A 14,082-nucleotide genomic window follows, 5' to 3' on the forward strand; every position below is an offset into this window, starting at 1 on the left:
ACTATTGGAAGATGTTGCAGAGTTGACTAGCTGACTATTGGAGGATGATGCATAGTAATACTGACTGCCATGAGCGAACTGCAGTCGCAGCATTGCTGCCGCCAGCTCAAATCAGGTTACCAATTATCCTTGCGGAGTATAATTAGCAGGTGAATTAACGGGTGATTTAGTGGGTGGATCAGGGAGTGGATAAGTAGCTGGCCCAGCATGGGATTAACGGGTGATTTGGTAGATGGTGGAGTGGTAGATAGTTAGTTACTGGGTAGGTAGTTGATTGGTAGTTGGCGGCAGGAAGCTCGCGGATATAAGGTCAGCAGGTGGAAATTGTACATTTAAATTCCGTCAAATAGGCTTCAGAGGGAATTTAATTGGATAAATAGGGCATTTGAAGCAAAATTAAATGTACTTTTTCCACTCGTTGTCCTACTTTTGTATTTCTGCGTTAAAGCAAGTGCCCTTTTTCCACTTGCTTCAAGCAGGCCGCAACGGAGCGGTGGCGAGGCGAGGGACAACGACTTTGTTCCGCAGTTGGCGCGACGAAGTGCACAGCTGATTGCCCTCCCCCTTCTCCATTCGTCTACTTCTGGCGGCATCCGGCATAATGAGGTGCACTATTGCTCTTCATTGCCTCTTTTAGCCCGCTCTCACTGAATTCAGGTGCACTATTGCTCCTCCTTAGCTTATTTAGCACGCGTTAGGTGAATTCGAGTGCACTCTCATAATTTCCCAAACAATAAAAAAACAGCGCCCCCTCCCCGAATGCCGGAGACAGAAACGCTGCCTATTACTAGCCCTCTTTACCTCACCGTACCTCTTTATACCTCTTTGAATCTCTTTGAATCTCTCTGTATCTTTCTATACCTCTTTTATCTCTTTATAACTCTATAACTCTCTTACTCTCGTTTACTCCAAATATCCCTTAATCAGTCCCGGAGCCAGCGGCTTCGGCTGCTCGCAGGTGGTGGTCAGCTCGGCATAGCGCTTCGAATCGGAGCTGGTATGGAAGGCGTGCATGATCTCCAGCACATGATTCGCCAGCTCGCCATTTGCGCGCGGGGTCTCTCCGGTCTCGATGCAGCGGGCCATATCTGCCACGCCAATGCCCCGGCTGTTGCCTTCATAGCTGTGAACCACCGGGATTTCCTTGAATTCCGGACTATGGGCCGGACGCAGCAGGATGGGTCCGCTGAAGGTATTCGGGTCCGGCACAATCAAGGTGCCCAGCGAGCCGTAGACTTCGATTCGCGGCAGCGTGCTGTGCCAGACATCGAAGCTGGTAATCATCGTAGCCACGGCACCGCTGGCGAACTGAATCGTTCCGGCCACATGCGTAGGCACTTCGACATCCACCACCTTGCCGAACTTCTTCTCACTCGTAATCGTCCGGGTGGGGAAGGAGGTTTTGGTCATGCCGCATACCGTAGTGGCCGGACCAAGCAAAGATACCAGAGCCGTCAGATAATACGGTCCCATATCGAACATCGGGCCGCCGCCGGCCTGGTAATAGAACTCAGGGTCCGGGTGCCAGCTCTCATGTCCGTGGCAGAGCATGAAGGCTGTCGCCGCTACCGGCTCTCCGATATATCCGTCCGCGATCAGCTTCGCGCAGGTCTGCAGGCCGGCTCCGAGGAAGGTGTCCGGCGCGCAGCCGATGAACAATCCTTTTTCCTTAGCCAGCTCCACCAATTCGCTCCCATGTTCAAGCGACAGGGATAGCGGCTTTTCCACATATACATGCTTGCCTGACAGCAGCGCCTGCTTACACACCTCGAAGTGGTAATTGGGCGTGGTCAGATTCACGACAATCTCAATCTCCTCCGAAGCCAGCAGCTCCGCTGTCGTCCACACATTCGGAACCCCGTACTGTTCTGCGGCCTGCTGCGCCCGCTCCAGGTTAAGATCCGAACAAGCGTAGACCTCTGTATTCTTGAAGGTTCCCGTCAAATTCTCAAAATAAATGCCGCTGATATTCCCGCAGCCGACAATCCCGATTTTTACTTTACGCACGCTGTTTCCCACCTTGTCCTTCGTTTATTTGGCTGCCCACAAGAAGCCCCGGCGCATCAGTTCCTTGGCCTCCGGGATATCGAACACATCCGCATGATGTCCAAGCGCGTTATAGAATACCTTGCCCTGGCCCCATTTCTTCGTATAGACCACCGGCATTGTGATTACACCATTGGCCGAATGCTCCCCTTCACTCATTACAAAAGTAGTGGTAGCCAGTACATTCACCGCCGGATCGACATGCAGATAATACTGCTCCGACTTCACCATGAAGTCCTGCATGCCTTCTACAATCGGGCTGGAGCCGGATTTCACGATGTTCACTTCATAATCCACCCCATCGTTGAAGGGATGTGCCACCCATTGCGATCCGGTCAAAAATTGCCATTCCGTATTGGTACGGAAGGAGTCGCACATCCCGCCGTGACAGCCCGCGATGCCTACACCGGAAGCCACAGCCGCCAGAACCGCCGAGCACTGCTCCCCCTTGATTTCGCCCATGGTCCAGACCGGTACAATCAGGTTCAGTGCCTTCAGCGCCTCCGCATCATTGAAGCTGTCCAGCGTATCAGAGACTTCAACCTCGAAGCCTTCATTCGTAAGGATATCTGCAAAAAGCGCCCCTACCTCATTCGGTTCATGCCCGTCCCATCCACCTTTTACAATCAATGCCTTCTTTGCCATATCAAACTCTCCTTTTTGTCCTATTTATCCAAGTTTGGGTTATAGATTGATTCAGATCAGGTCTTCCTGAAGAAATTGTAATCCATTACGAGCCTTCTTGCTCGTCATTTTGCTTGTAGGAATGGTCATTTTTTGCTAAATTTAAGACTACATTATGCACAAAGCATCTAATCACTGAAACCGCTTCCTGCTGAACATCCGGGAAGGACGAGAACAGGAGTAACCATGAGAGCTTTTCACGAGAACCGGACGTATGGAACAGCGTTCCCCTTCACTGCCTTTGTGAGCCGCAATATCGATTTCCTGGCCCACTGGCACCATGATCTGGAGATTGTCTATGTACTGGAGGGTTCGATCCGGATGGGGATCAACTCCGAGACACGGGTGCTGACCGCAGGAGATCTGGCCGTATGCAGCAGCGGAGATATTCATTATTATGACAGCAAGAACAGCGAGTCCAAGCTGCTGCTGGTGATTTTCAATCCTTCACTGATCGGGTTTCCTGCGGGCTGGCCGCTGAATATGCGGCTTACCTCCCCTTTTGTGGACAAGACCCAATCTGACCCTGTTGAAGGCAACCCCCGGCTGCCCGCGATTATGCAGGAGCTGCTTAAGGAGCATCTGGAGAAGCTTCCGCATCACGAACAGCTGGTGACCGGCCTCCTGCACGAGCTGTGTGCGCTCATTCTGCGGCAGATGCCGCTGGATATCGTCAATCCGCACAAGGATAAGCGGCGCATTACCAATATGAAGATTATGCAGGAGGTGCTGGAGTACCTGGATGTCCATTACATGCACCCCATCACCCTGGCCGATGCCGCCCGTCACGCCAATATGAGTCTGTTCTACTTCTCCCGCTTCTTCAAAAGCATCTCAGGCATGAGCTACGTAGCGTACCTGAACAGCATCCGCGTCAACCAGGCGGAACGGCTGCTGCTGGGCACCGATAAAAGCATTCTGGATATCGCCCTGGAATGCGGCTTCACCAATATCCGCACCTTCAACCGTGTATTCAAGCAGGTCAAGCAGCGGACACCGAGCGAGCTGCGTTAACTTGAAATAGGCTAAAGAAAAAGTAACAGCCTGCACAGGAGAGTATCCTTGCGGGTTTTTTGCGGTTATATGGGGTTTCCTAAGTCCACACCAAACCAGTAAGTCTGAATATTACTATATTAATCATTAAGTGTGCTGCTGATGGAACGAAATTCAAATATACGGACAGGAAGTGATCAAGCAATGGCCTTTTTATCAACAGGACCGATCGAAAATAACCCGGTTAGCGGAGTGAGGCCTACTCAGCAGGTTACCGTTAAAATCGATAATCGCAGCGTGAGCTCGGCGTTCTCTGTATCTATTCAGGGGTATTATCTAAATGCGGGAACAAGGGTCTTGTACGTTAGCGAAGTTGTCCAGCTTGCAGCAAATCAAGTCATTACGAAGAATTATTATGCTGATTTTAATGGTTTTGAATTTATATTTGTTACATCTGATAGTGTGACTGAGTTGAGCAATGTCGTTCAAATTTCGGTGTGGGGCAAGAGTAGTACTGGTCAACTGGTCACCGCTCACCGCTTAGTATCTGAAGAACTGCTTGGAGAACATAACGGTGGAGGGACCACGGGGCCAACCGGACCTACCGGTCCAGGGGGAGGGGCTACGGGGCCAGCCGGAGTGACCGGACCTACGGGGCCTGGGGGAGGGGCAACGGGGCCAGCCGGAGTGACAGGACCTACCGGTCCAGGGGGAGGGACCACGGGGCCAACCGGAGTGACCGGACCTACCGGTCCAGGGGGAGGGGCTACGGGGCCAACCGGAGTCACCGGACCTACCGGTCCAGGGGGAGGGGCTACGGGGCCAACCGGAGTCACCGGACCTACGGGGCCTGGGGGAGGGGCAACAGGTCCGACGGGAGTCACCGGAGTCACTGGTGCTACCGGCCTTACCGGCGCTACCGGAACCACCGGATTCACTGGGGCTACCGGCCTTACCGGCGCTACCGGATTCACTGGCGCTACTGGCCTTACTGGCGCTACCGGCCTTACCGGCGCTACCGGATTCACTGGCGCTACCGGATTCACTGGCGCTACCGGCCTTACCGGCGCTACTGGCCTCACTGGGGCTACTGGCCTTACCGGCGCTACTGGCCTCACTGGGGCTACCGGAATCACAGGGCCGAATATATTGGCCACTCATGGTCGATTTGTACCGGTCAATAACACAACAGTAACTAATAACACCACGGTTAATATCCCGTTCAATACGGTATTTGCTCAGGGGATTACCCTTGGAGGTACCGGAGGTAACCAAAGTGTAGTGATACCAGAAACAGGCATTTATTTTGTTGCCTACAACATTCGATTGTACATTAGTGATACCTCTGCAAGTGCTGATATTATAACTGTTTTACCTACCTTGAACGGTACAATTACTCCCTTCCCCTCTTATCTGTATAAAGCAGACGGAGGAACTACAGGACCTGGCGGCTTGGCGCTGGCGGCCAGTGGTCTGATAAATGTAACCACGGCCGACTCAGAGCTTATTTTCCCAGTCTTAGCACAAGGAATTACGGGATTAACCTTGCAAATCACAGGACAATCTGATACTTACAGTAATGTAAGCATATTTAGAATCTCTTAAATGTAGGGCTAGAAAATGAGCAAAGGCGGTTCAACCGGTCCAATTCCTCCAAATGCTCGTACACCGCAGGAAAGTTATCATCCCCTGCCTGTGCGGGCTTTCTTTATGTAGGGAGATTGAACAAGTAACCCTTGCCCTTTCCCCGAAAACTAACTACAATACACGTATTCCAATAAGCAATGACTCAGGAGGCACTCTACCTTGAAGGCTCAGTCCCGCAACTCTGCAAGCAAACGCAATACCGTTTATATCATGCAACTTGTCACTATCTTCTTGGGCTTTGTCGTCTTTGGCATCTCGGAGAATATTAAAGGGCCCGCCATCCCGCGGATTCAGCTCGCCTTCAACCTTAATGAAGGCCAGCTCGGCACCCTGCTCTCGCTGAACGCGCTGGGCTATCTGATCGCCTGCTCGTTCACCGCTGTTCTTGTCCGCAAATGGGGGATTAAGGCAGTCACTATTATTTCATTCGCTTCCATGGTCCTCTCGGGGGTATTGATCTACCTGTCGCACAGCTATCCGCTGTTTGCTTCCTCTTACTTCCTGATGTATATCGGGAACGGGATGCTGGAGATTGGACTGGCGATTCTGGGGGCACGCATATTCGTCAAAAACACGGGGATGATGATGAACCTCTCCCACTTCTTTTATGGATTAAGCTCAACCGTTGCACCGCTGTTGGCTACCGGGGTAATGTCGCTGAGTATATTCGGGCATACGCTGGACTGGCGGGGGATGTATCTGGTCATGCTGTCGCTATGTCTGCTGCCGATCCTGTCGGCGCTGCGCAGCACGTTTCCCGGCGATGATCTGCCGAACGAGGACCGTACCTCCTTCCGTACCCTGATGCGTGATCCCGCGCTCTGGATGATGGTGATGATCCTGTCCTTCGGCGTGGTATCAGAGCTGGCAGTGGGCGGCTGGCTGGTTAACTTTTTGGAAAAAGCCTATGCCTGGGACACCGTCCGCGCCTCCGGTATGCTGTCGGCCTTTTTCCTGCTATTCTCTCTGGGCCGGCTCTTGCTCGGCGCGCTGACAGACCGGATCGGCTTCGTGCTCTCGCTGATTATCTTCTCCTGCTTCTCGGCGGTCTGCACCTTCGCCGCCCTGGCCGGCGGGGAGCGTCTCGCCTTTCTGTTCGCTCTATCCGGGGCCGGGATTGCTATTATCTATCCTACGGTTATGGCCTTCATCGCACGCCGGTACCCGAACGGGAGCGACACCGCGATTACCTTTGTCGTGACCTTGATGGGCCTCGGCAGCGTCATCGGCAACTACATTATCGGCTGGGTGATTGAAGCCGTCAAAGCATTCTACGGCTCCACTACCGAGCTTGGTCTGCTACGCGGACTCCAGGCGGGGTACGGGTTCATCGGTTTATGCGCCGCCGTCTGTTCCCTGTCTGGCATCGCGCTGTATGTGTATTTGAAGCGGCGGCGGGAATTGATCTGATAGATTTATAAAGAGAGTAATGGCCCTGCAAAGGAGAGTCTCCGCGAAGGGCCGTTACTTTCTTTTATATGCATTTATATCAAATGTCACCAACCCCAAGAGTAGGCCACTATACGTTTCCGCAAGAAACGCTGCGCATATATTGAATAGTGCCCTAATCCTAAGGAGGTGCCTCATGTCCAATCCCAATATCCCAAACATCACGCCCTCAGTCACATTATCAAGGGATGATGTCGTTAGTTTGCTATTCTCTTCCATTGCCATGGAAGAACTTGGATTAGCCCATATTCTAAATGCAGAAGGTGAGAAAATCCAGTTCGCTCTGGGTACATTGCCAGGGCTCACCGGTCCACCTGCCACACTCGCTCAGATCCTTGAAGTAAATGATAGTACGCGAGCCATGCTGAATACCATTTCACGCCAGGAAATGCTGCTGGATTCCAGACTGACAACCGCTGCTAATCTTCAAACACTGTATGGACCTACCGGACCTACAGGTGTTACCGGGCCTGCCGGGGCCGTCACCAGCGTTAACGGCCAGACCGGAGATGTCGTACTTGATGCGGAAGACGGTGTCTTCCCTATTAACAATAAGGAATTTTCCGGAAGTTGGCTGAAAGATTTCAACCAGCCCGGCGTTTACAGCTCGGGTAACTCGGGCGGTCCGTCACCCCAGGACGGCCCGCCAGCCCCAGGAGAACCACCTCTGCCTCACCCCGCTGTCTGGACGATTTATGTCTCTCGCGTCGGCGACTTCGTACAGCAGCTCTATATTTCCAATCCAGCGCTCTATTACCGCAGCAGCCAGGATGGCGGTAACAACTACGGGCCATGGATTCCCATCGGTGAACAAGGACCCACAGGCCCGACAGGGGCTGGAACCACGGGAGCTACTGGTTTTACAGGCTTCACTGGATCCACCGGAGAGACCGGCGCTACAGGCCTCACCGGCGAGACCGGCGCTACGGGACTCACTGGAGAGACCGGCGCTACAGGCCTCACCGGCGAGACCGGCGCTACGGGACTCACTGGAGAGACCGGCGCTACGGGACTCACTGGAGAGACCGGGGCTACAGGCCTCACTGGGGAGACCGGGGCTACGGGACTCACTGGAGAGACCGGCGCTACAGGCCTCACTGGGGAGACCGGGGCTACGGGACTCACTGGAGAGACCGGCGCTACAGGCCTCACTGGGGAGACCGGGGCTACGGGGCTCACTGGAGAGACCGGCGCTACAGGCCTCACTGGGGAGACCGGCGCTACGGGGCTCACTGGAGAGACCGGCGCTACAGGCCTCACTGGGGAGACCGGGGCTACGGGGCTCACTGGAGAGACCGGCGCTACAGGCCTCACTGGGGAGACCGGGGCTACGGGGCTCACTGGAGAGACCGGCGCTACAGGCCTCACTGGGGAGACCGGCGCTACAGGCCTCACTGGGGAGACCGGGGCTACGGGGCTCACTGGAGAGACCGGCGCTACGGGGCTCACTGGAGAGACCGGCGCTACAGGCCTCACTGGAGAGACCGGCGCTACAGGCCTCACTGGAGAGACCGGCGCTACAGGCCTCACTGGGGAGACCGGGGCTACGGGGCTCACTGGCGTCACCGGACTCACCGGTGTCACTGGCCTTACCGGCGTCACCGGACTCACCGGCGTCACGGGACTCACCGGTGCTACGGGACTCACCGGTGTCTCAGGAACCATGCATCCTCCAATGTTGTATGTAGGATCTAATGGGACTAATAAATATGTGTCTGTTATTAACGCCTTAACGAACGAAATCGTTACAAGCTTTGCAATTACAAGCACGTACTACGGAAGTGCGACTATAGATACTCAGCGTCATCTTCTTTATTACTCTAACGCCACCAACATTATTCAATATGACGAAATTATGAACCAGATCACAGCAACTTATCCTGTTGGAGGACAGCCGCGAGGGATGGCAATTGACACGCTTACGAATACGCTATATGTGGCTAATTCCCAAGCTGCATCAAATAATATTTGGCAAATAGATATTACCACAAGTCAGGTCACAACCATCGCTAATGTCACATCTTTTCCTGTTCAGATTGATATCAATCCACTGAACAATAGAATTTATATTGCGGGTGACTATGTTTCAGTTATTGATGGAAACAACAATACAGTTGTTACGACATTCTCTCTCCCTAGTACCGGCAGACCTCATGGAATTATAATCGATCCCCTGCGTGACCAGCTGTGGGTAGCCAATTATGCAGACCCCGGCATTGTGAATGTTATTAACTCGAATACACATGCCATTATAGGAACAATTACTGTTGGACGGAATTGTTCTAATATTGCCGGGAATTTGCTGACTAACCGCTTCTATATATCCAATTACAGTAGAGATTATGTTAGCGTCATAGACGGAAATGCTCCATATGCCGTCATCGGCACGATAACAGCAGGTACCAATCAAGACTCTCCTGCCGTGAATCCATTCATCACCTTATTGCGGAACAGTGTACAATCTAATCTGGTCTATGTAAGCATTGGTGCGTCTAATAATGTTGCAGTTATTGATCAGAATACCAATAAGTTGCTTGCTACCATTCCGGTTGGTAACACCCCTCTCTGGAGTGTTATTGATCCGTTTATGTCTTAACAGCGGAGGTTAAGGTATGGCATCAATCAGTTTATGTCTAATCGTCAAGAACGAAGAACAGAACCTGGATCATTGCCTCTCTTCCATTGAAGGTATTCCCGATGAGATTATTATCGTCGATACCGGCTCCACAGACCGCACCAAGGAGATTGCAGCGAAGTGGACGCAGCATATCTACGATTTCGAGTGGATTGACGATTTCTCTGCTGCCCGGAACGAATCCTTTAAATATGCTACCCAGGAGTATATTCTGTGGCTGGATGCCGATGATATTTTGACTCCCGAGGACAAGGTCAAGTTGGAGCATTTAAAAAACACGCTCACGGAAGACATAGACGCCGTCTCCATGAATTACGAAATTCCGCAGGACAACAGCCGGAAACTCATCAGTAATACCACGAGGCTGCGGCTACTCAAGCGTACCAAAGGTTTCATCTGGCAAGGCATCGTACATGAGGATTTAGCTACAGATGAGACGTATCATTTTATAAAATCAGATATCACTGTTACCCATACTAAAGTAGTGAACGCTTCAGGTGGCAATTCCTCAAGCAGAAATATGGACATCTATGAACGCCACTTGGCGAAAGGCTACACTTTCAGCACATCTGATATGCTAAATTATGCCAGGGAATGTCATTCCCGCAAGCAATATAAGCAAGCCATCCATTATTATGAGCTGTGCAAGGATCACCCTGAAATAACTCTGGAGAACAGAATTTTCATCCTTCACAAGCTGGCAACCTGTTATGTATACAACAGCCAGACGGAGAAAGAACTCGAACTTACGCTTGAAGCTCTGTCCATGGATGTGCCCTACCCCGCCTTCAGTTGCCGGATGGGAGAGCATTTCCTGAAAGCAGGTAATCTGGAGGCTGCAATATTCTGGTATCGTTCGGCTTATTTGTCCCCGCCGGGTGAACGATACGACTGGTCTGTTGTTGATAACGTCTACCACACCTGGCTTCCCCATCAACAGCTCTCCCTATGCTACCAGGCGCTAGGTGACAAGGCCCAGGCGTTACATCATCAGCAATGGGCTGAATTTTATAGTAAAAGATAGTGCTGTGTGTAAGGCTGTTTAAGTCTTAACACAGCTATAGAGACAATCCCGGAAGCTTAATTATTCCTGGACCTGTCTCTTTTTGTTGTCCATCTCCCCTATATTGCAGTTTCAACCCCTAAGTCCGCACCAAACCGTGAAGTCAGAATATTACTATATTAAACGTTAAGTATGCTGGAACGAAATCCAAATATACGGACAGGAAGTGAAGAATCTTGGCCTTTTTATCAACAGGACCTATCGAGAATAATCCGGTAAGCGGAGTAAGGCCTACTCAACAGGTTACCATTAAAATTGTTAACAGCAGTGGTGGCTCGGCTTCCTCAGTAACCATTAAAGGTTATTATCTACAAGCTGGAACAAGGGTCTTGTATGTCAGCGAAGCACTCAACATTGAAGCAAATCAAGTCATTACAAAGAATTATTACGCTGATTTTAATGGTTTTGAGTTTAATTTCCTTACACCTGATGATTCAACTAGTGTGAGCGATCCAATTCAAATTTCGGTCTGGGGCAAAAATAGTGCAGGTGCGCTGGTAACCGCACACCGTTTGGTCTCTGAAGAGCTGCTTGGAGAACAGGACGGCGGGCAGGCAGGAGCCACAGGGCCAACCGGACCCGCTGGACAACAAGGCCCTCCCGGAGTAACGGGACCGACCGGGCCAGGGGCAGGAGCAACTGGAGCCACCGGACCTACAGGAACGGCGGGGCCTGGTGGTGCGACTGGGCCGACTGGTTCAGGAGCTGGGGGTACGGGACCTACGGGAACGACTGGGCCTCGTGGTGCGACTGGGCCGACTGGTTCAGGAGCTGGAGGTACAGGACCTACGGGAACGACTGGGCCGCGTGGTATGACTGGACCAACCGGTACAGGGTCTGGGGGCACTGGCGCTACCGGCCTTACAGGCGAAACCGGCGCTACGGGCGAAACTGGGGCTACAGGCGAAACCGGCGCTACGGGTGATACTGGGGCTACAGGCGAAACCGGCGCTACGGGCGAAACCGGCGCTACGGGCGAAACCGGCGCTACGGGCGAAACCGGCGCTACGGGTGATACTGGGGCTACGGGTGATACTGGGGCTACGGGCGTCACCGGACTCACCGGACTCACCGGCGTTACCGGCGTTACCGGCCTTACAGGACTCACTGGTGCCACTGGTCTCACCGGTGCTACGGGCGTCAACATCATTAATAATAATGCCCTGTTTTCTCCAACGGGTACAGTGCCACCAGCTCCAACTGCGACACCATTTGTTGTAGATTTTATCAATGGAACTGGTATCCAATTTAATGCCGGTAACGATACGCAAATTACGCTTTCACCTAACAGTTTATATTTTATTTCTTATACAGTCAGAATTACTTATGCACCCGGAAATGCTGATATTACCGGTGCACAAGCTCTTCTATTCCTCAATGGCAACGCGGTACACTTGTCCGCACTCGACAAATTCGCAGCTCCGACTGGTGCTCCAACAACCCCCACAGCTCTCTCATTAAACAGCAGTGGATTATTGCAAACCGGTACAGGTACTCAAACCTTGAGCTTAAATTGCAATATTAGTTCAGGGACTACTTTAACTAGTCATTATATCAATGCAGATTGGTCCAACTTAAGTATCATTCAAATTATGTAATGGACACGCAAAGGAGCGGTTCTCCGTTCTTGGAGGATCGCCCCTTTGCCTTTTCAGGTCGTGCGCCATCGCTCTTCCCTTTTTACAAATATGCCTTAAGATTATCCAGCACTACCGCATACCCGTTAGCATACATATGCACACCGTCCATCGTATACTCTTCCTTCAGATTCCCTTCCGCGTCGGTCAGTCCCTCATTCACATTAATGAACTCATATCCGTGCCTGAGCGACAGTTCCTCCACGGCACGGTTCGCTTCCAGCAGCGCCGCATTGGTTCTCGTTCTGAAGTAATTCTCTCGCATCTCCTCATCCATTCCGGGGAAGTCGGCCTTGGCATTCACCGGATAATACGCCATGACGTACACCTTGCACTCCGGCAGCCTCTCTCTAATCCGGGTCAGAATCTCATTGTAATTCGCAAGCAGCTTCCCGAGCTCATACTCCCCATCCGCTGAGCTGATGTCGTTGGTGCCTATATTAATGAACAGCCTCGAAGGCGCAAGCGCAAGCACACATACCTCCAGCGCTTCGAGCAATTCCCGGGTCACATAGCCCGCAATCCCGCGGTTATAGATAGCCGTCTGCTTCTCCAGTGTCTGCTGCAATTCATTTACCGGAAAAAACTCCATCAGCGAGGAGCCCGCCAGTACGGTCTGCCCTTTTAGCGCCAAGGTGTTCAGGATGCTGTACTTCTTCACCTTCTCCTCTTTCTCTCTCTGCCACTGAATCTCCATCATCTCGTCAAGCTCTTCCTGATTCAATCTAATCTCCTCCGTTTCTGCTGCTCTGTTATTCTACCATTGTTATCTTTTATCCCTCAGCTTGCAGCCCGCCCAAATTGTGTCAGAAATATGGAAATTGATCTTCATGTAAGGTTTATGTTCTATGCACACGTGTTCTGAATAGGTTAGATATCGGGTGCTGTCAGAGGTGTACATCTGGCTGGTATGCCCGCAAGGGACCGGTGCGCCGGACCTAATTCTACAGTTGAAGGGCGGAATGTTTTTGAAAAAGGTAGTTGGCTTGCTCCTGTCGGTTGCATTGTTGTCTTCGTTCTATGTTGCCAGTCCCCCCGAGGTATCTGCCGCAACGCCCATTGTGGTGAATTCGACGATTGTCGTACCGGCCGGTGAGACGTATAACGGCAATGGCCAGACGTTCGTCGCCAATCCGAATACGCTGGGAGACGGCAGCCAGGCAGAGAACCAGAAACCCATCTTCCGGCTGGAAAAGAATGCTACACTCAAAAATGTAATTATCGGTGCTCCCGGCGCAGACGGGGTGCACTGTTACGGGAATGCTACCATCTCCAATGTGACCTGGCAGGATGTCGGCGAGGATGCCCTGACACTGAAGGCTTCCGGCACAGTCAATATTACAGGCGGAGGTGCGTACAAAGCCTACGATAAAGTGTTCCAGGCGAACGCTGCGGGCACCATCAACATCAAGAATTTCAAAGCGAATGATATCGGCAAGCTGGCCCGCCAGAACGGCGGCACCTCCTATGCCGTGAACTTCACCCTGGACAACTCGGATATCTCGAATGTCAAGGATTCCATCTTCCGCACAGACAGCAGCAGCAGCGCCGCCCGGATCACCAATACCCGCTACCGCAATGTGCCAACCCTGTTCAAGGGTTTTGCCTCGGGCAAGACCAGCCAATCGGGCAACACGCAATATTAAGGTAAAATAAGGTCAGGGAAGCTAGTGTGAATACACCAGTCTGATTCCTGCAGCAGACCACCTTTAACAGTAACCGTCTCCATTTCCGGCTCCGCCGGGATGGAGGCGGTTTCAGTTCAGACGGACGGCCAAGCACACATGAACACGATAATATCCGGGACGGAGGAATAGATTTATTTTGGACACATCTGCCTTTCTCAACTCTATCGACATACGCTCACATGATATGCTATTATGATAGCCTGATAACGTATTAACGAACTAAAGTAATCAATGCGCCAG

10 protein-coding genes are annotated in these 14,082 nt (G+C 52.0%); 7 read left to right on the forward strand and 3 right to left on the reverse strand.

Annotation, left to right across the window (positions count from 1 at the left end):
• Positions 1-903: 903 nt before the first annotated feature.
• Both NST43_RS21245 and NST43_RS21250 read right to left on the reverse strand, forming a co-directional pair.
• Positions 904-2,007, reverse strand: a complete 1,104-nt coding sequence (locus NST43_RS21245) for a Gfo/Idh/MocA family oxidoreductase (protein ID WP_209984917.1) — start codon at positions 2,005-2,007, stop codon at positions 904-906.
• 24 nt (positions 2,008-2,031) lie between these two features.
• On the reverse strand, positions 2,032-2,691 hold the full coding sequence (locus tag NST43_RS21250; RefSeq protein ID WP_209984919.1) for a ThuA domain-containing protein: 660 nt from the start codon (positions 2,689-2,691) through the stop codon (positions 2,032-2,034).
• A gap of 225 nt (positions 2,692-2,916) precedes the next feature.
• Here NST43_RS21250 and NST43_RS21255 point away from each other — a divergent pair, with 225 nt between their 5' ends.
• The 6 genes from NST43_RS21255 to NST43_RS21280 all read left to right on the forward strand — a co-directional run bounded on the left by NST43_RS21255 (position 2,917) and on the right by NST43_RS21280 (position 12,115).
• Positions 2,917-3,744 (forward strand): AraC family transcriptional regulator, encoded by an 828-nt coding sequence (locus NST43_RS21255; RefSeq protein ID WP_339219221.1) that lies wholly within the window; start codon positions 2,917-2,919, stop codon positions 3,742-3,744.
• A gap of 441 nt (positions 3,745-4,185) precedes the next feature.
• Positions 4,186-5,328: a collagen-like protein gene (locus NST43_RS21260; RefSeq protein ID WP_339219223.1), complete on the forward strand. Its 1,143-nt coding sequence runs from the start codon at positions 4,186-4,188 to the stop codon at positions 5,326-5,328.
• A 252-nt stretch (positions 5,329-5,580) separates the two neighbouring features.
• Positions 5,581-6,780: an MFS transporter gene (locus tag NST43_RS21265; protein ID WP_339225492.1), complete on the forward strand. Its 1,200-nt coding sequence runs from the start codon at positions 5,581-5,583 to the stop codon at positions 6,778-6,780.
• A 175-nt stretch (positions 6,781-6,955) separates the two neighbouring features.
• Positions 6,956-9,415, forward strand: a complete 2,460-nt coding sequence (locus NST43_RS21270; protein WP_339219224.1) for a collagen-like protein — start codon at positions 6,956-6,958, stop codon at positions 9,413-9,415.
• 16 nt (positions 9,416-9,431) lie between these two features.
• Complete coding sequence (locus tag NST43_RS21275) at positions 9,432-10,478, forward strand: glycosyltransferase family 2 protein (RefSeq protein WP_339219226.1); 1,047 nt, start codon at positions 9,432-9,434, stop codon at positions 10,476-10,478.
• Positions 10,479-10,960: 482 nt separating this feature from the next.
• Positions 10,961-12,115 (forward strand): hypothetical protein, encoded by a 1,155-nt coding sequence (locus NST43_RS21280; protein WP_339219228.1) that lies wholly within the window; start codon positions 10,961-10,963, stop codon positions 12,113-12,115.
• An 82-nt stretch (positions 12,116-12,197) separates the two neighbouring features.
• Here NST43_RS21280 and NST43_RS21285 read toward each other — a convergent pair whose 3' ends face one another.
• Positions 12,198-12,878, reverse strand: a complete 681-nt coding sequence (locus NST43_RS21285) for a GDSL-type esterase/lipase family protein (protein ID WP_339219230.1) — start codon at positions 12,876-12,878, stop codon at positions 12,198-12,200.
• A 238-nt stretch (positions 12,879-13,116) separates the two neighbouring features.
• On the opposite strand from NST43_RS21285, the gene NST43_RS21290 reads away from it, so the two are divergent.
• Positions 13,117-13,800 carry a pectate lyase gene (locus tag NST43_RS21290; protein WP_209985194.1) on the forward strand — a complete coding sequence of 228 codons (684 nt, stop codon included), beginning with the start codon at positions 13,117-13,119 and terminating at the stop codon, positions 13,798-13,800.
• The last annotated feature ends 282 nt before the right edge of the window (positions 13,801-14,082 follow it).

The sequence above is a fragment of the Paenibacillus sp. FSL H8-0332 genome (genome assembly GCF_037963835.1).
Classification (GTDB): Bacteria; Bacillota; Bacilli; order Paenibacillales; family Paenibacillaceae; genus Paenibacillus_AQ; species Paenibacillus_AQ rhizoplanae.

Bases quoted from the DNA above. Each gene is read 5' to 3' on its own strand.
- NST43_RS21265 (WP_339225492.1), top strand. From the start codon at position 5,581: ATGCAACTTGTCACTATCTTCTTGGGCTTTGTCGTCTTTGGCATCTCG.
- NST43_RS21290 (WP_209985194.1), top strand. From the start codon at position 13,117: ATGTTTTTGAAAAAGGTAGTTGGCTTGCTCCTGTCGGTTGCATTGTTG.
- NST43_RS21255 (WP_339219221.1), top strand. From the start codon at position 2,917: ATGAGAGCTTTTCACGAGAACCGGACGTATGGAACAGCGTTCCCCTTC.
- NST43_RS21250 (WP_209984919.1), bottom strand. From the start codon at position 2,691: ATGGCAAAGAAGGCATTGATTGTAAAAGGTGGATGGGACGGGCATGAA.
- NST43_RS21270 (WP_339219224.1), top strand. From the start codon at position 6,956: ATGTCCAATCCCAATATCCCAAACATCACGCCCTCAGTCACATTATCA.
- NST43_RS21275 (WP_339219226.1), top strand. From the start codon at position 9,432: ATGGCATCAATCAGTTTATGTCTAATCGTCAAGAACGAAGAACAGAAC.